Here is a 19,154-nt window from a genome sequence, read left to right on the forward strand (position 1 = left end):
TATTTTTTGTATTTTAGCGAATAATTAACGAATATAAATTAGTTTGAACAAGTTCGATGACATTTTTGCAGAATATCTCTATTTCACCATAAATATCTATGCATATCTCAAAAAGGAATCACTCCTTCATTTGCCAACAGTCCATGTCGAACAATTCGCCGTCGTCGCCTCGGAAGAGCATATATACATCGTGAACACCGCTAATGTCCTTATTGACAACTGCTTCACATTCTGACTGATGGACATCGGTGACACGAACGGAAGCGATAGGATTCTTGCTCAAATGGTCAATGAAGAACTCTATGCTGCCGCACTGCTTGACATTCCTGACAATGGCTTTCACCTTTGACGGCTTGCCTTTGCCGAAATCAACATTGCGAACTCGCAGCCAGTCGCCGTTATGCACGGAGGTGATGACATGGTCGTTGCCTGCCATACGGTCGGTCTTGAGTCCATAGCTGTCTGCCATTGTCTCTGCCTCTATGCGAACATAAGGGTTGAGAGTGCCTGCTGGATGCTTCACACCGTCATTGGTGAAAGGGATGAAAGGAATCTTGCCGTCTTTCGTGAACTCAAACTCCTCCACTGCCGTAGAGCGGCGGAACCCTTGACCGTTAGGGAGCAGCCCGTTATGGTAGAACATGAAGTTACGCCCCTTGAACTCTATGCTGCCGCCATGGATGGTGAAGCTCTTTGGTGACTCACCCATTATCTTTCCTTCGTATTTCCATGGACCGTTGATGCTTTTTGAGGTTGAGTAAGCCATGTGTTCAGGCACACCGCCGGCGGCATAGACAAGGTAATAGAGTCCGTTGCGCTTGAACACCCACGGTCCTTCCTCAAAGTTGGTCTTCATGACTTTCTTTCCAAGCTTATAGTCCATCTTCAGCTTCTTTGGTCCAAAGGCTTTCTCGTCGTTCAAGCCCTTCACTTCCATCACCTCACTGCCAAGGGAAATCATGTCGTCGTTAAGACGGGCATACCACAGTCCGTTGTTTCCCCAAAAGAGATATGCCTGACCGTCATCGTCAACGAACACAGAAGGGTCGATATATCCCCAGTTGCCCGGGACAAGAGGACGGTTCAATGGGTCAGTATATGGACCTTCCGGACGGTCGGCAACGCCTACGCCTATGCCATGAAGATGGGCTGTGGTGTCTTCGGCACAGATATACCAATACCATTTGCCGTTGCGCTCTATCGCCTGCGAAGCCCATGCGTTATCGCCTTGCTTAGCCCAACGGAAGGTGGCGGTGGACATAGGAGTGCCACGGTAAGTCCAGTTAACCATATCGGTAGAGCTGTAGAGCTGCCAGTCCTTCATACTGAAATACTGTGCATCGTCCTCATCATGGTCGACAAAGAGGTAGACAGTATCGTTATGGACATAAGGTGCCGGGTCGGGCGTGAACGATGTCTGTATGACAGGGTTTTGCGCAAAGGATGGGGCTGCACTGAGAAGCATGCAGGCGGTCGCAACGATTGATGTCAGGTTTTTGTTTTTCATATAATGTTCTGATTTTGTTGTCCTCGTTATCTTTAGCATGGATACACATACATTTTAGCATGGATGCACACAGATTTTGTTTTCAAAAATCTATACGCAATGCCATACAAGCACAGAGAATGTTTCTGCAAAGTTACTGTATTTCATGCAAACAAACTTTCTTTAATGTTCCATAAAGTTTTATCTATGTATCATTTCACAAAGTATTATACAAAAAAAGGCTGCCCAAACATGAGCAGCCTTCTTCTATACCTTATATTATATTATTGCACTTCCAAATACTCAAACTCGACAGGGGTTGCGCCGACGATAGGTTTTTTTGTGCCGGGCACAAGGAGCTGTACCTGATAGTTGCCGGCGTTAATCTGAGTTCCCGTTGTTGTGGAAACGAGCTTGAACTTCTTTGGTGTTGTAGGGAATTTCATCTCACGGTCGACAAGGACAGCACCCTTCTGGTCAACGATGCGGAGCTGTGCCGTTAGCGGTGTGCCCACGTTCTTGTAACGGAAGCGCAGGGCATACTCGCGTGCAACACCGGGGGTGATGATGAACTCCTTCTTCTTATTGAGTGTGTAGCGTGATGCAGGGAAAGCCTCTTCCTCAGCAGGGAGCATGGATTTCGGCAGTTTCTCAACACGGTCGTTGTCAACCTTTGCCCAAAAACCAGCCTCGCTCTTATCAGCAAGTGGCTTGACGGAGGCGTCAGATGTGCGTACTGCAATCGCTGAGATGACAGCCTGACCAGCCTTGACCTCTGGGAAGGATATTGTCAGCTTGCCACCTTTCACCTCTGCCTCAACAGTCTTGCGGAACGCTCCCGCATGACCTGCCTCTGCCCAAAGGTCTATGTCGGCAATCTTTACCTCACCATTTACGGCAACGGAGAAGAGACGCTGACCATCACAGTCCGTCTTCAGTCCGCCACCAAGTCCGAGCCATGGCTCTGCGAAATAAAGCTCAACTGTGTATTTTCCGTCAGCAAGCGGGAATTCATAGCAGAGTTTGTGGCGTCCGAAGCGGAATGTTTGGAAGAGTTCCCAATCCTTTGTGCCGTGGATAGGCTCCGCGATGCTGCCCTGAGAAGCACGTATGCCATCCCAAGATTTGCCATAAGTGAGGTTGTCACCCTGCCACTTGTTGCCGAAAGAGTCAGTGTAGCTGTCACCGCCACAGTTGAGTCGGAGGACATAGTTCTGTCCCTCGGCAGGCTGAAGGCTTACAGGGTGCATGTCAGCAGCTACGGAGACAATGTCAGACCCTTTGTAAAGTTTTGCAAATCCTGGAGCTTCAGGCAGCCCTTCAAGGAGAATGATGTCCTCAGCAACCGCCTTTCCGCCACGGAAACCTACGGCACGGAGCACATTAAACTTAATAAGGCGGTGTTCCCAAAGCATGTGTGTGCCCGGTTTGCGTGCGTTGCGCTTTCTTCCGAGATACTCGCTGTCATCGGCACTATTGTAGAGACGCACGCTGTCGCAGTTGGAATATACAGCGATGTCTGTACGGCGCGCACCGGTTTTCTTGAAGCGGTCTGCCCATGTATGGCTGTTGATGTAGACCATCGGGTCAACATCAGGAGATACATAGTTGGACCTGTACATATAGTAAACGTCAGCCGGCTGCTCCCAAGATGTGAGAAGTCCCTTGTAGTTCACAGGTCCTATCTTGTCAGCCATGCGGTAAGCACCGTCCGGCTGCACACGTCCCGGATTGTCATGTGTGGCGAAAATCCACTGATAATGTCCGCAGACACTGTCGCGCGCTTCCTCAGCGAGGCGCACTTTTGTCTCAAGAAGGTCTGTCGCGCGCTCCTCGCTGTAAGACTTTTCCTTGCGGAGAGAATCCACAAGGGCCTCACTGTGAAGGCCTATGGTACGCCATGCGCCGTACTCACCGTTAAGGAGCTGGTTAGGCTGTTTGAGTTCCTTGTCGTAGTTGAGTGCTGTTCCGCCGTATGTTCCGCTCCAGTTCTGTATGACATTCCAGTCGGAGCCCTCACCACCGTTACATGTTGTGACAGGGCGACGGGCAGGGTCAAGTTTCTTGATTATCGCAGTACATTCCTCTGCAAAGTCTTTCGGGAGGGTTGACTCGTTCTGCAAGCCCCACATGACTACCGATGGAGAGTTACGGCGTTCCTTGATGTATTGGCGTAACAGAGTCTTGAAATTCTCGCGGAACTGTGGCGTGTCGTACCAGATGTGTGCGGAGAACTGGCTCCAGAAGAGCATACCTTCCTTATCTGCCAACTGCTGATAGAGGAGATTGTGTGGCTGATGAGCCTCACGGTAGGCATTGAAACCTGCCTGACGGATGAGTTTCATACGTGACTCTATCTGCTCATTGCTGAACGCATGGCTGCTGCCGAAGAGGTGATCATAGTCGCATGTGCCATTGATGAACACCGGTTTGCCGTTCAGATAGAAGCGGTTGTCGCCGTCATTGCGCATCAGAGGCCATGAGAAGTTACGTATGCCGTAGGCTGTCTCCACCTGGTCGGTGGTCTTACCATTGCGCTTAACCATGGAAACCACCTTATAAAGATAAGGGTCTTCCTGTGACCACAATGTCGCATCGGTTACATTTGCCTGCTGTCGCACTGTCTTTGTCTCACCCGGTTTGAGGGTGATCTTGTCAGTACAACGAAAGACACGCTTGCCGGAAGCCATGTTAAAGTTGTTCACAACCTCAAAGTCTGCCACCGTAGTGCCGTAGTTCTTCACTTCCGTCTCTATGAAAACAGAGTCGCAAGCATCATTGTTCCATACATGAACACCGAACGGTTCGATGCGCACCTCGTCAGTCTCAACAAGGCTTACAGGGCGATAGATACCGAAAGGCTGCGAGCCTTCGGAGAAGCCCCATTCGGAAGAGCAACCACCACATACCCAAGGCATGTCGGTGATGAGTTCCGGATGGTCGCAGAGGACAGTCAGACGGTTGTCACCATCCTTTATGCAGTCAGTGATGTCAAGGGTGTATGTAAGTCGTCCAACAGGCTTGCGGTCGAATTTCTTGCCGTTGACTGTTACAGTGGCGTAAGAGCCGAGTCCTTCAAAATAGAGGAAATAACGCTTTCCCAGAACACGAGTGGCACGGAAATTCTTCTCATAAAGCGCAGAACCATGAAGGTTTCCGTGCTTCTTCTGGCTGTATCCGTAATAGTCATCCCAGTTATGTGGGACATTGCCCTGCCACACTTTGCCTTTCGCTGCAGCGTCTGTGGCAGTGAGGAGAGTTGACGTCCATCCTTCGGAGAGTGAGGTAACAGTACGCTTTGCCTTACGCTGCGGAGCAGGGAACGCCACGTCGGACTTACCCATCGGGCGTGATGTGGCAAGCGCTATGCCACGCTGTCCGTCGTTGTTCACGGCACAATAGAAATGGTATACAACACCGTCATGCTTCAACACATAGCTCTTATGGGCAAACATCTCATCATACTGCTTTGTCGGCCATACCAAATCCTGTCCGTTCCAGTCCTGCCAATGAACCAAATCGCGGGAAACAGAGAATGTGTTGAAGGCGTTATACTTCCTGTCAGGACTGAAAGCGGAGAAGTAGAACATTACATACAGTGGCTGTTCCTTTCCTTTCACGGTAGTGGAAGATGAAGCATTTCTCTCCTGTTCCCACTTGGTGAAGTCCACAATCTGCGCGTCACCGGTGATGATCCCCGGTGCTTCGTGGGTGAACACTGGGTTTCCTGCATAGCGTTCCCATTTCTTCATGTCGTTGGAGAGTGCTATGCCGATGCGTTCTGCCTTAAGATTGTTCTCAGGGTTTATGCCACCTGCATTGTAGAACATCACAAAACGCTTGCCGAAAGTCTTGCGCTTGTCTTCATATATGGTGGACTTGTACTGTATGAGTTTCTCCCACCACTGTGCCCCCTTGTCATTGATATGCAGGAGAGGCTTGTCGAGTGACTGCCATTCATGTGTCGTTGTGATGGAAGTATCAATGCCGTCCTTCAGCGCAACGTCAGTCCATGCCTTGCCAATGAACAGCGGTGCACGGACTCCTTCGTAGCCTGTGCCCTCGCCACCAATGTATGTCATCCAGTGCTTGCCCTTATATGTTCGCATACGGTAGTCACCGTTCCATTCCCAATCTATGAGAGCCGGGAAACCGCCTCGCTGGTTCATGTCCCATCCACTGTCCTTATAGTCAAGAATGCAGCCAAGGGGACGCCAATGGAGCAAGTCATCACTTTCGCTCAACCATGTAGTATAGCCACGACCGTCAAGTCCGTCGGAGCCGTTGTAGATGACATAAGTCATATACCATTTGTTGCCTTCACGGTAGACTGTAGGGCAATCTATCTTATGACCGTTGTCCTTCGGTGCAACGACCATACCGTATTTGTATGGTGATTTCACCTCATTATATATATCCGTCATAACCTCCTTGGAGACTTTCTGCGCCACGGCAGAGAGGGAAAGGAATGACAGAACCGTCAGAAGTGTATGTTTCATTTTTCCAAAAATATAGTTTTCAGATTGTTTTTCTCTCCTCTAATATAATTATAATGCTTATACAAGGAGCAGCGGGACAGGGCTTTCAACCCAATCCCACTGCATGAATTCATTATCAATAAAACAGCCAGTCGATTGAACTGTCCGCACCGGAAAGACCTGCATCGCGAGGGTTAATTTTGTCGGAGGTGTAGCCAAGAACAACAAGGAATCCCTTAGGCAACTGCAGACGGTGCTTGCCGGCAGCGAAATTGTAAGGATGGACATTCACCTGTGGCATGCCATTGATACGTAATGCCGAGGTGAAGCATGGATCCTGCTGTCCGTACTCGCTGGCTGTGGCGTCAATCTCCAATTTCGGTGCGCGTGCATACTTGCGCTGGTCGTCACGGAAATAACCCACAAGAAGCGTCACAGGCTTGTCGCAAGAGAACTCCACAACGGTACCGTCGTTACGCTGTGCCTTGGAAGAGAACACATAAGCCTGCATTCCTTCGAGTTCCTTGCCATAGTCCGTGATTACGGAATCAAGGTCATTGAACAGTTTTGCGCCTTTCTCTATCTTCACAGTCTGAGCGTTACCCAAGAGAGTAACTTTAGCGTTGCGCAACGGTTTGATGACCTTCTTCTGATTGTCGGCTGAAGGAGACTTGAGCTGTGCTATATTCTTCTTAAGGTTTGCAAGTTCTTCTTCGTACTTAGGAAGGAGCTCACTCCAGTGCTTCATCTTGCCGTCGTCTCCTGCAATAGGCACACGACGCATTGAAGTCTGCATACTGTTAGCATAATGGTATGTCTTATTTGTTATGGCAACAAGACGGCGATAATGCTCCAAACCCTCCTCAAGGAGTGGCACAGCCTTGTCAAGTTCTGAAATATCGTTTGTGTACTTGTAGTTAAGCACATGCTCACAAGCACGTACTTTCAGACCAAAAGCATACGCAAACTCACGGTAGCTGTGAATATCATTCTTCAGACGCTCAAATTCGGCATTGTTCTTGCCGATGTTCTTGCTTGCAGCCTCTATTGCCTTAACAGCCTTGTCACCATGCTCCATGCACTGACGCACGATGTCAAGAGGAAGTTCGCCCACATGTTCCTTGACATTCAGTTTAGGATTGATATTATCAGGGAAGTTGGTGTTGATAGGCAATGGTGCGTTATGCTCCTTTGCTACATACTCGATGAGTTTCTCACCGTCAGGTCCGCAGCTCTCATAGAAGCCCGGATAGACTGTGTATTTATAAGGGTTTACAAGTTGTGAGCAGAACATTCCGAGGAGGAGTGTCTGACGGTTGCCCTCGGTAATGCCGAAACGGCGCAGGAGTTTCGGAGCGATTTCGCCACTTTCCTCCAATGCTTCACGGATACGTGCTGCATTCTCAGCCGTTGTGCCGTAAGTGTTTGCGAGTGTGTCATCCCAAAAAACAATCTCCTCATTGCGGTCGCGATGGCAATTCCAAGCATAGCGTCCCCATGCGGAGTACCACATCCAATCGCGGTCAAGCTGCTTCTGGCGTGAACCGTCAGCAAGTTTGTCGGCTGTGTAAGGCCAGTCCCAATACGACGCCTGCGGATAAAGGTGCAGGGCATTGGCATTATGTGCATTGTGCATAGCGTTCACTGTCTTCTGGATAAAGTCAGGGGAAGACCAGCGGAATGGCTCCAGATTGGCAAGAATGTGTACGTTTGCGATGTGTGTGGAACCAAGAGCGGCAAGGGCACGGTGGGTTTCTCCCCATGGACCTTGTGGAGTGTAGGTAGTCAGGGACTCTCCGTTGTACTTGTTCATCGTGTAGAGATTCTTGTACAAAGGCAGTGAAGCCTCCATGACCATCTTGCAGTCAGTGTCGTGGGCACGCAGGAGAATCGGCGGCTCGTCTGTTCGTCCGAGAGTCTTCAAGCCGTCCTTCACGGCAGGAATAATAGTCTTTGTCATCCACTCAACATCATCTTCGTAGGTGTCCATTGCCTCACCAAGGCACACAAGGAGTCCAACGTTAGGATAGTTTTCGATGAAAGCCTGAATAGATTTGTGGGTATAGTCCTGAATCAGCGGTGTGATAGGACGGTGACGATCCTGAGTCTTTATGCCGTAATGCTCGGCAAAAGGCTTGGAAACAAGGATGTTGTAGAACATCTGTATGACAAAGATACCACGCTTGTCTGCCTCATTGGTGAGGAAAGCGAACACCTCCTTGTTCTTCTCGAACGTAGCATCATCGACCTCAACGGCAAAAGGATAGTCCTTCAGTTTCACCAAAGATGCGAAAGGATGACCGTTCCAAAGATAGACGGAGTTCATGCGGTTCTCCACAAGCATGTCAAGATAGTCAATCCAGTGCTGCTTGTCGTAGAACCAAGGGAAGAGTTCCGGAGTGTAAGGATACTCATAGACCATGCGTCCGGGCAGGAGATAAGGCTTCTGCACACCGATACATCCGCCGCGAAGCACCATCTCCGGAGCGTCCTTTATCTGTCCCGGAAGGTCTGTTATGCAATGCTTCTTAATCTGCTCGGCAAGCTCTCCGCAACCGTAGATACAGCCTGTGCCGTCGTTACCGACAACAGTGATGCGCGCTTTCAAGCCACGCTGCTTGCTGCCGAGGGTTACTGAGGTAATGGTGAAACCTTCCTTCTTTGTTATGAAGGAATCGATTTGCTCAACAGGATAGCCTTTACGGCGGTCCTTTTTCATCTGTTTCTCACGCGCAGCAAGTTCCGCCTTGGCGTCAGTAACCATGCCAAGCTTAATGCGGTGGGTGGCTTTCTTGTCCTCTTTGCCGTCAGTTGTGACGGTGACGGTGAAGCCCTGCTGTTGGAGTTTCTTCTGCAGATATTCCGCAGCATAGGAAACTCGGTTTCCTGCACCTTTCGGTATCACGATGTTCACGCTCTCCGCCATTGCGAACAGAGAGAACATGAACAAGGAAATGGTTGCAATAATGTTTCTCATATTGTATGCTTCTTATGTTTTCTTTATTCTTCTTTATGTAACTTGTGCAACATCAATGGTATTAAGGATTAAGGATTAAGCACAACACGCTTATATGCCACACGCTGGCGACGCCATGTATAGATGCAGTGCAGCGAACCGTCCTTGCCTTCGATGATGGCAGGGTAAGAATACTGGCTTATAGGTGAGTCCTCCAACGTGATAAAGTGATTCCAGTTGACACCATCCTCGGAGATTGCAAGTGAACACGGTGTGCGCGGGCCTTTCGGAGTGCCAGGAAGCGTGGAGAAGTTGTTATAGATAAGCACATGTCTGCCGTCCTTCAATGTCACGGCGTCTGTACCTGACTGGTTCTGAGGCACATCAAGCAATGTTACTTTCGTCCATGTATCACCATTGTCACTGCTGTATGTGGACGCAAGTTTGCCGTTGCGTGTGCGTCCTACAGCCTGCAAACGACCGTCCTTCAGTCGCAGGATAGACGGCTGAATGCAGTAAATCGGCTGTGGCTTATGCTCCTTCACTGTATCGTTTGTTATCAGTGTGCCGTCCGGATTCATATCCTGAGTGAGGATGGACATCTCACGTTCTATCGGTCCGACATACTTCCATTTGCCGGTCTTGAGGTCCATTATCTCGAAATGGAACTTCCAACCGCCATTGCCCTCTGTACTTGAAGGACATACAAGGCGACCTGCGATAATCTCTGGCTTGTTCTTTACCGGTCCGATGAATCCGCGGTCAAGCGGTTTGCGCTCAGACCATGTCTTGCCACCGTCCTTGCTCTTCACGATCCAGCCTGTCCAGTCAGCGACAGAAGAACCTATCTTGAAGAACAGCCAAAGCTCTCCAGAAGGCATCTCAAAGAGCACCGGGTTCCAGCAAGCCTTGCGGCGATAATCCTTCAAGGCACCTTCAGCAACTGTTTTGTCTGCAACCGGAGTGACAGTCTTTGCAGGTTTCTTTCCTGCCCACTCCTCTTCCTGCTCGTCATCGGCAGACTTGGTGGAGACAGGGGCCTTCTTTGCAGAATAGAAATAGTTCGGTGCGAGTTTCAAAGCCTCGGCAAGTTTGATGTAACCCTTGGTTGCAGGAGTTGTCTTTTCATCAATGCCTGCTATCTCAGCATCCTCTGTGCCAAGGCGGAAGACACCGTCGGCAGCGAGAACTGGCTCGCTCCATTTGTCAGAACCTTTTGCCTTGCGCTGTGTCCAGATACAAACATCAGGGTTGCGCTCCTTAGTTCCGCCGAAATATGTTGCTACAAGGTCACCGTTTTTCAGTTCGACAATTGATGCGGAGTGGCACTCCGGGAAGTCGGTTTGCTCGTAAACAAATTCGGAATCGACAATCTTTGCATTCTGAATGACAGGGTTATCAAGTGTAGGACGTGTGTTGTTTATCATCAGATTGAACTTGCTCTCGAAGGTATATGCACCGGAACCGATGGTCTTCACAGTACCGTCAGGAAGGTAAACATCAGCAGTGGTGTTTGCAGGAATCTCCACTTGCCAGCGCACTTTCTCAAGGTCTTTTTCCCACTTTGAGACAACCTTGCCGTAAGGTGTGTTGTATGACATGTCGACATTATCAAGTTCCTGAATCTCAAAGTTAGGACGGAGCGTGATATGCTTGTAAGCCACCGAGCCTTCGGCATTGCGCAGACCGCCAAGATACTGATAGCACCATGGGAGAAGGTCGCCAAGGAGCATGACATGGTTGCCGGAATTCATGGCAGGGTTTGCCTTGTCACCATTCCAAAGTTCCCAAATCGTGGTAGCACCGTTCTCCACCATATAGCCCCACGAAGGATATGTGCGGTTTGTGGCAAGAAGATAAGCGACATCGGCATAACCATTTTCGGAAAGACCGCGCATCAGCCATGAGATACCGATAACACCACAAGAGATGTGTCCCTTATTCTTTGTGATGACATCAGTGACAAGATTCTTCACAACCTCTTCCTTGCAGTCGTCCGGAACGATACCGAGAGCGAGCGGAAGAAGATTAGCTGTTGAGGTGTTGTTACCATAGAATACGCTGTCAGGGAACAGAACATGTCCAGGACGTGGAGATGTTCCGCGCTTAACGGTAAGGAATCTCTTGTTGAAAGCCTCTGTCATCTTCTTTTCAAGGTCAGCATAAGCCTGCTTATCGGCGGAAAGCCCCTGTATTTCCGCAAACTCCTGCATAAGGCGGAGGTTGCGAATCATATAGGCTGTGGATATGAGTGCACCGTTTGTCTTACGGGTTTCATCCTTTGAATGGATGAGTTTCAAGTCCTCTGGCGGCACGCACCAGTCGCCATATTGGTCTTTCGTGATGATGTAGTCCTCCATATAATCCTCAAAGACATGCTTCATCCATTTCTTTATATATGGATAAGAGTCAATGGCAGGCTGCTTGTTGCCGAACTGGCGATAGAGCATTTCACAGCCGAAAGGCAGTGCCGAAGGCCATGTCACATCATCATTGTAGTATGTCCAATAAGCCGGTGCGACATCACAGAACACACCATCATAACGTTGTGTCTCATAGATGTCACGCATCCACTTTGAGTAAAGGCGTTCGTTTCCAAAGAGGAAGGACTCGCCGAGGCATCCTACGGTATGGTCGCCAAGCCATGGCTGGCGTTCGTTGCGCTGAGGACAATCAAGCGGGAAGCCTTTGTAGTTGGACAGGATTCCCCACCATGCATTACGGTAGACACTGTTCAGTATGGCATTATTTGTGGAGAAGCTGCCTATATAGTCCAGCCGGTCAGCCACCGTCTGCGCCTCAAGGTCTTCCGCAGAAAGGGTTTTCACGCCTTTCACCTCCACAAAACGGAAGCCGTGATAAGAGAAAACAGAGTGCCAAGGCGTGCCGTCCTCCTTACCGGAACAGATGTATTTGTCCTCGGTTTCTGCATCACGGAGGTTCTTGATGTATAGGTCGCCATTCTCGTCCAAACGCTCCGCATACTTTATCTTTATCGTATCACCGGCATTACCACGCATATTCATCTGCACCCAACCTGCCATGTTCTGACCGAAATCCACGATGTAAGTGCCGCGGTCGGTCTTCTTCACGCTGACAGGCTTGATGTGATGTGTGATTGTCATGTTCGGTGCTGTCTGTCCGTGAAGCTCACCGATAGGAAGGGTTGCACGCTCCGGCTTCTCCCATGATGAGTCATCATAACCCACACAGTTCCATTTGCCAAGGTCTTTGCGCGCGTCATAGACCTCTCCGTCATACTCATTGTTGGAACGGATAGGACCTTCGGCTGTGATTTTCCATTTCTCTGACGAGCCGAACTTCTGCTGTGTGCCGTCCGTGTATTCGACAATGACGGTCATACGGCATGTCGGCAAGCCAAGGAACGGTATCTTGTAATGCTTATGGTAACGTGGTGGAACAGTCCTGCCATTGCCGAGAATGACACCCATACATGCCTTTCCGCCTGTTGTTGCGGAAGAGGCGAGGCTCTTTGTGATGTCGAATGTATTGTAGATTATTGAACGGCGTGTGTCTGTCTGTGCAGGAGCAAGGACATCTGTGCCTTGTCTTTCGCCATTGACATAGAACTCATAGAGTCCCAGCACACCGACGTATGCCGTGGCACGCTTGACGGTTTTTGCAGGATTAAGGTCGATTTCACCACGAAGATAGCGTGCATTGACACGTGTCTTGTAGCCCAGCGACTCTCCTTCAAGCAAATGGTCGATACCCACCCAGCGACCGGTCCAATGACTGTCGGCAGTGAGTCCGATACCGAACTCCTGCGGTTCTGCCCAATCGGTAGTGCCATTATTGGTCTTCACCTGCACAGTCCAGAAGCAACGCTGATTGTCTTTCAATGCCTTTCCGGCATAGTTTATCCAAATAGACTCGTCACTCTGTACCATACCGCTGTCCCAAAGGTCTGCCCTACCCTCTTTGAGGAGTTCGGGAGCAGACGCCACCATGATGCGATAGGCTGTCTGTATGGTGTTCTTCTTTGCCTCGGAAAGCTGCCAGGAGAAACGCGGAGTGTGCGTAGGCAGTCCTAACGGGTTCTCCATATTCTCAGTGACAAGACGCACAGCCTTGGGCTTTGCCATGGCAAAAGTCAGCGAGAATAACGCCAATATGGCGATAATGATTCTTTTGTTCATAAAAGGTTAGTGGTATATGGATTATGTTTTATTTCCTAATAAAGCATGTTTTGTTTTCAAAAGTACCAAGGGGCTATTTCCCTTCATTAAGGATTGCACTGTTGATGCCCTGCTTGTTTGAACCGTCGAGCACACCGTCATTGAAGCGATAAGCCTCAACCTGCATGCCAACCTTATCATATTCCCATGTGTACATGTTCGCAATAGCACCTGTAAGGCGCACTCCGACGAGGTCACGCGGTTCCGAAAGCAAGTTCCAACGGCTTATAAGGCGCACCATACCGTTAGGACGGTAGTGTGACCAGCGTGCAGTGTTGTCGTCCTTACGCACCCATTCCCACACTTTTGTGCCATCCTCACGCCACAAAGTCTCTGTTCCGACTTTCTTGCCGTCTTTGTATGTCACCTCATACTGCTTCTGTCCGTTAGGATAAGTGTAGCTTTTCTTGCCATTAAGGACATAATATCCAGACTTCGCAAGCGGAGTAAGTGCGGACTGCTTGCCATAGACGGAGCCTTCAGCGTCCTTTGCAGTAACAATATCGCTGTCAATCCACGCCTCGTTGAACTCTATCTCAAGTCCCGGATAATTGGTTGTTGTGAGAACATGGATAAGACCGTCATGTCCCTGACGCATCGTAACATAACCCAAAGAAGGATGTGTCACACGGTGATGCTGTGGGAGGGTGACAGGCAAAGTCTTGAATTTCCATGTCTTGCCGTTATCGCGTGATATGGCAACGAAGCACTCATTACCATTCTTCCACTCTTTCGGAGGAGCGATTTTCTTCTTGTGCATATAGGAATCACCCACGATACAAAGTGCTCCTGACTGCAGACGGATGATGCAAGGGCGCTGTGCCGTGCCTGCCGGAGGGAAAGGTGATGGTGTGCCTTTTGACCATGTAGCCCCCCAATCGTGAGAGATGTTCTGCGGATTCCAACCATTGATACTGTTGTTCTTGCCTCCTGCGGAAAGCAATGTTCCGTTATCGTCCAGCATAACAATAGTAGAATGACGGCTGTCTGTGCGTCCTCCCATGTCGTGCCATGTCACACCGCCGTCCTGACTGCGGAGAAGGAAACTCTGTGCGCCTTTTCCGTCAAGAACAACAAAGAGTTCTCCCTTCTTGTTCTTGAACGCATTGGACACAGGCTGTGCAGTGTACTGCTCCAGTTTCTTGTCCATCTGAGGAATGGAGAATGTCCATGTCGCACCATTATCCGTGGATTTCATTATGCGGAAAGGCACATAATCGGTCATTCCTCTGCCACCACCGAAGAACCAAAGTGTGTCCTTGTCAGTGAAAAGCAGTGCAGACTGGTCATTTCCTCCCTGAGTGGTGAAAAGCAGTTCCGGCATATCCCATTCGTCACATCCATAGCGACGACGGCACTGAACAAATGTTGTACAGGTGTCAGCCTCCGCCTTTCCTGTCGGAGTAGAGAAATAAACGGCAAGGATATCGCCGTTGGGAAGCACCTCCATGCCTGCGGAATGCAGGTGGGTGTACACTCCCCAATCAAGTCCGACCTTCTCGCCCTGCTCCGTAGGAGTGTAACATGACGGCACAGGGAGTGCCATACGCACATTATAATAAGGTGTGTTTCCTGTATTAGTGACAGGAGCGGGCTTGCTTTGTTCAACACACTGCTGCGTGAATGGCACAATATCGCGCTTGGCAATCTCAAAGACAGCCCGGCCGTCCGCATCTCCTACGGCTGCCATATTGGCACCGGCGGTTATGTTAGCACCCACCACAGTGTACTTGTGCTGTGGGAAAGCAGATTGGGCAGAGGCTGCAACAGCCCCTGCCACAAACATTATTGACAATATCTCTTTCTTCATTGCTTACTCATTAAGGTCTCTGAGATTCTTCCAATCGCTCTGCTCCGAAATGATTGTCATCTCCGGTTTGAGATATTCCTTCTTAGCATCAAAGGCGATGAGCACACCGTCATTGACACCTCCGTGAGATGATGCCGGACGGAAAGTCTGGATTTTGTCAGCCACTTCGCCTATATATTCCAGATGACCTGTTGCCGCATCCATCCAGAAAACCTTTTTTGCCTTGCCTGAAATGGTGCGGAGGTCTATCTTCATGTCACGTCCTGTATAGTTGTAGACCATAAGATAGTCCTTGCCACGTGTGGCGATGAGTCGGTTATACTGCTTTCCGTTCTCACCCGAAATGACCTTCTGGTCAGGGACACGCTCAAAATATGGGAAGGTCAGCATGAGTCTTTTCACATACTGCATCTGTGAGAAGCCCGGGTCTTTCATAGCCTGATACCATGTCTTCACATCACCGGCATCACCATAGCTTGTGCCATAGCCCGGCTTGAGGAACTGCATAATGGCATTGTGACCGTAAGTATGTCCGAAACTTCCTGCGAACACAGACCAGTAGGCATAACGGCGCACATCACAGTCAAGCCAACGCTTCTCATTTGCATCGTGCAATCCCTGAGGAATGTCCTCATAGGAAGGCTCTGCATCGATGACAGGCTTGATAGGTTTGTAAGCCCAAGTTGAGTCAACATACATCCAGTTATCCTCCTCGGTGTTGTCAGGAATAGGATAATCCTTGTTGCCCATACGCTGTCCGTAACGGCGGTGTCCGGACTGGAACATGTGGAAATCAAGCCACGGAGCCTTGGCAAACCATTTCGCACTGGTGTAGCGTCCGCGTGGATGGTAGGTCATAAGGTGGTTCTTGTCGATGGACTTGATTGTTGTGGCAAGAGTGTTCCACACATCAGCATTAATGTCTCCCTGGATGTCACCACCGATAATCCACACGATGTTCGGTGAGTTCTTGTAGCGGTTGGCAAGGAATGTGCCGTACTTGACAGCGTCTTCCTTGGACAAAAGACCTGCCTTCACAAGACCGCCCCATATACACACCATACCTATATATATACCTTCATGCTCCGCCTGCTTGACGATATAGTCCATGTGGTCCCAATAACCATAAACGCCTTTCCTGTCAATGTTCTGGAAATTCCAGCCGTCTATGTTGGACATCTGTCCGTAATGGTTGTAGGCAGGCACACCGTCAATGACCTGAATCTGCACCATGTTGTAGCCTGCCTCACGCACACGCTGCAGATAGTAGGCAGCCTCGGCGCGGTCAGTGCGCTCAGGCAGCAACCAGCCCGTCTCACCGAGCCAGAAGAACGGCGCACCGTTCTCATGCTGCAGGAAGCGTGAGTTCTCTGAGACTTTGAGTTTTCCGTTATCCCATGGTTTCTTGTTGCCTTCAGCAGAGGCAGTCCCTGCCACAAGGGCAAGGAGGAGTGTTGATAGAGCAATAATCTTTTTCATTGTCAGTTCTTTATTGTAATCATTTGGTTAGCAGTTGTCTTTATGTCGTAAAGGTAAGTCTTCGGCATGTTCACCGGATTGAGTTTCACCTCCGAATTGTTCTTTGTCTCGAGAGTTACAGGCACTTTGAAGAGTGGATTCGGGTTCTGTCCCTTGGCACTCTTGAGACCTTTTCCCTTCACAGGACAAGCTGTTCTGATGCGGAGGTTTCCTCCTATTGTAGAGCGTATCTTGCAAGTTGTGATACGTCCGCCCTTCCATGCAAGTTCCTCGATGACAAATCCGCCACGGCAGCGAATACCGGTCACCTTGCCTTCATTCCATACTGAAGGGATGGCAGGCAACAGATAGATTGCTCCATCATGGCTCTGCACGAGCATTTCCGCGATACCTGCGGTGCAACCGAAGTTGCCGTCAATCTGGAACGGTGGGTGGGCATCAAAGAGATTGCCGTAAGTGCCGCCCTTTTTCTTGTTCTTTCCGTATGCCACAAACTTATCATCAGTGAGTTTAAGCTGTTCCTTTATGAGTTTGTAGGCATGCTCTCCGTCCAGCATACGTGCCCAAAGGCATACTTTCCAACCCATGGACCAACCCGTGGAAGGGTCACCGCGATGAATCAGCGAGGTGCGTGCAGCGTCGAAAAGTTCAGGGGTGCGCAGCGGAGAGATAGAGGTTCCCGGATAGAGTCCGTAGAGATGACTGACATGACGGTGGTCGTCCTTCGGGTTATCCCAATCCTGCGCCCATTCCTGCAGCTGTCCCCACTTGCCTATTGTGCCCGGAGTCAGCAGTTTGGCGCGCTCAAGATAGCGTGCGGCAAGGTCGGCATCAACACCGAGGATAGCGGCTGCCTGTGCCACCTCACCGAAGATTTCAGCCACAAGCTGGTTGTCCATGGTGCATCCGGAAGCTATGTTCTTGCTGCCTTTGTCGGCAGGATGAAGATTCTCCGGCGATACGGAAGGACAGATGACAAGATAGCCTGTATTAGGGTCTTTGACAAGAAGTTCGTCAACAAACTGTGCCGCACCCTTCATGATAGGATAATATTCCTTCAGGAATTCCTTATCTCCTGTGAACAGATAGTGATTCCACAAGTGCTGGCAAAGCCATGGACCGCCTGTCATCCACAATCCTGAAGCAGCACGGTCGACAGGACCTGTGATGCGCCAGATGTCAGTGTTGTGATGAAGCACCCATCCTCCGACACCGTACATTGTCTTTGCTGTTGCCGCACCGGTAGTGCTGACATCCTTTATCAAGCTGAACAACGGACCGTTAAGTTCGGTAAGGTTGGTTACCTCTGACGGCCAGTAGTTCATTTCAAGGTTTATGTTGCAGGTGTACTTGCTATCCCATGACGGCAGGAGCTTGTCATTCCAGATGCCCTGAAGGTTTGCAGGTTGTCCGCCCGGCTGTGAAGAGCAGATAAGGAGATAACGACCGAAAGCGTAGTAAGTACCCACAAGGTAATTGTCATTATTCTTCGCAAACTGCTCCACACGCTGTGATGTGGTCAGATGACCGAACTTGTCAGAACCGAGCCACAGCTTGGAACGGTTCATGAACTGCTGGAAATAAGCGACATGAGTCTTTTTGTCCGCCTCATAGTCGTCAGCCATTGCCTTGCGGAGATAAGCCTTGCACTTAGCAGCCTCATCACCACTGATGTCGTTGTAGTTGACAAAATTCGTTGCTATGCTGACATAGACAATAGCCTCATCGGCACCTTCCACACAGATGATACCGTCGCGTGACACGGTCTTTCCGCCCTTTGTCTGCACGGCAAGCCTGCCTTGGAACTTGACCTTGCCTTTCAGTGCCTCATGGGTAGGCGTTACACCCTCGAGAGAAACTTCCTTGCCGTCGCTCTTGATAATAACATCATGGTGAGGAGACGACAGATTGGCATTGAACGTGATGCAGCCCGGCTTGGAGGCGGTAAGGCGCACCTTGATGACGTTGTCCGTAAACGAGGTAAGTGCCTCACGCTTGTAGCGCACACCGTTGACGGTGTACTGCGTGACAGCTATCGCCGAATCGAGCGAGAGATAACGCTCATAGTCGGTGTATCCGGCATGTCCCGGAGTGGAGATTGTCAAATCGCCGAAAGTCTGGTAAGGCATACCGCTGTTGCTGCCTGACATCAGATGCTCATCAGCCATCTGCTGTGCCTCGGCAAACTTACCGGCGAAGACAAGGCTCTGCACTTTCTTGTACCATTCTTTGGAAGTTTTGTTGGCGTTAGTGTTAGGTTGTCCCGCCCAGATTGTCTCTTCGTTAAGCTGCAGACGCTCCGTTGTCGGAATGCCATAGACCATCGCTCCAAGACGGCTGTTGCCAAGCGGCAACGCCTCTGTCCACACCTCTGCCGGTGAATTGTACCACAAACGGTACTGCTGCGCGCTCGCCGTGAGCGTGCAGAGCATTGTAACTACCAATGCTATAACGTTTTTTCTCATTCAGATGTTAGTTTGGGTTAGTGTTGCAAAGTTACAAAATAAATTTCAAATACCCAACCTTATCGCACATTATTTTATGGATTTAGTGGGACTTGGTCTTTAATAGGGTTTGTTTCATGAAGGAAAATGTAAATTAAAATATGGTAAATATGTCAAAGAACGCTATAATCTAACACTTGATTGTGATTACGGATACAAAGTTAATGCAAACCGAACGCAATAGAGCTTGCTCTTGATTGCTGAGGTGCAGCTTAACTTATGCAAAGATAGCACAAGGCGAA

Annotated in this window: 7 protein-coding genes; all 7 read right to left on the minus strand. The window is 49.7% G+C overall.

Going from position 1 to position 19,154, the window contains the following annotated elements; translation table 11 throughout:
• Window positions 1-118: 118 nt before the first annotated feature.
• The gene (locus E5358_RS10255) at window positions 119-1,507 is read right to left on the minus strand and encodes a glycoside hydrolase family 43 protein (protein ID WP_277821253.1); all 1,389 of its coding nucleotides are present in this window, start codon (window positions 1,505-1,507) and stop codon (window positions 119-121) included.
• A 263-nt stretch (window positions 1,508-1,770) separates the two neighbouring features.
• Window positions 1,771-5,985 carry a beta-d-glucuronidase/beta-L-arabinofuranosidase gene (locus E5358_RS10260; protein WP_135940101.1) on the minus strand — a complete coding sequence of 1,405 codons (4,215 nt, stop codon included), beginning with the start codon at window positions 5,983-5,985 and terminating at the stop codon, window positions 1,771-1,773.
• Window positions 5,986-6,100: 115 nt separating this feature from the next.
• The gene (locus E5358_RS10265; RefSeq protein ID WP_135940102.1) at window positions 6,101-8,941 is read right to left on the minus strand and encodes an alpha-d-galacturonidase; all 2,841 of its coding nucleotides are present in this window, start codon (window positions 8,939-8,941) and stop codon (window positions 6,101-6,103) included.
• Between the two features lie 68 nt (window positions 8,942-9,009).
• Window positions 9,010-13,080: a family 78 glycoside hydrolase catalytic domain gene (locus E5358_RS10270; protein ID WP_277821254.1), complete on the minus strand. Its 4,071-nt coding sequence runs from the start codon at window positions 13,078-13,080 to the stop codon at window positions 9,010-9,012.
• Window positions 13,081-13,153: 73 nt separating this feature from the next.
• A complete protein-coding gene (locus E5358_RS10275) occupies window positions 13,154-14,929 on the minus strand; it encodes an exo-alpha-sialidase (RefSeq protein ID WP_135940103.1) in 1,776 nt (591 codons plus the stop codon).
• Between the two features lie 3 nt (window positions 14,930-14,932).
• Window positions 14,933-16,408, minus strand: a complete 1,476-nt coding sequence (locus E5358_RS10280) for a glycoside hydrolase family 140 protein (protein WP_135940104.1) — start codon at window positions 16,406-16,408, stop codon at window positions 14,933-14,935.
• Between the two features lie 2 nt (window positions 16,409-16,410).
• The gene (locus E5358_RS10285) at window positions 16,411-18,873 is read right to left on the minus strand and encodes a glycosyl hydrolase family 95 catalytic domain-containing protein (RefSeq protein ID WP_135940105.1); all 2,463 of its coding nucleotides are present in this window, start codon (window positions 18,871-18,873) and stop codon (window positions 16,411-16,413) included.
• Window positions 18,874-19,154 lie beyond the last annotated feature (281 nt).

The organism is Palleniella muris, from assembly GCF_004792655.1.
In the GTDB taxonomy this organism is placed as follows: Bacteria; Bacteroidota; Bacteroidia; order Bacteroidales; family Bacteroidaceae; genus Prevotella; species Prevotella muris_A.

Excerpts from the sequence above, each read along its gene's own strand:
- E5358_RS10260 (WP_135940101.1), bottom strand. The coding sequence starts at position 5,985 with ATGAAACATACACTTCTGACGGTTCTGTCATTCCTTTCCCTCTCTGCC.
- E5358_RS10265 (WP_135940102.1), bottom strand. The coding sequence starts at position 8,941 with ATGAGAAACATTATTGCAACCATTTCCTTGTTCATGTTCTCTCTGTTC.
- E5358_RS10285 (WP_135940105.1), bottom strand. The coding sequence starts at position 18,873 with ATGAGAAAAAACGTTATAGCATTGGTAGTTACAATGCTCTGCACGCTC.
- E5358_RS10275 (WP_135940103.1), bottom strand. The coding sequence starts at position 14,929 with ATGAAGAAAGAGATATTGTCAATAATGTTTGTGGCAGGGGCTGTTGCA.
- E5358_RS10280 (WP_135940104.1), bottom strand. The coding sequence starts at position 16,408 with ATGAAAAAGATTATTGCTCTATCAACACTCCTCCTTGCCCTTGTGGCA.
- E5358_RS10270 (WP_277821254.1), bottom strand. The coding sequence starts at position 13,080 with ATGAACAAAAGAATCATTATCGCCATATTGGCGTTATTCTCGCTGACT.
- E5358_RS10255 (WP_277821253.1), bottom strand. The coding sequence starts at position 1,507 with ATGAAAAACAAAAACCTGACATCAATCGTTGCGACCGCCTGCATGCTT.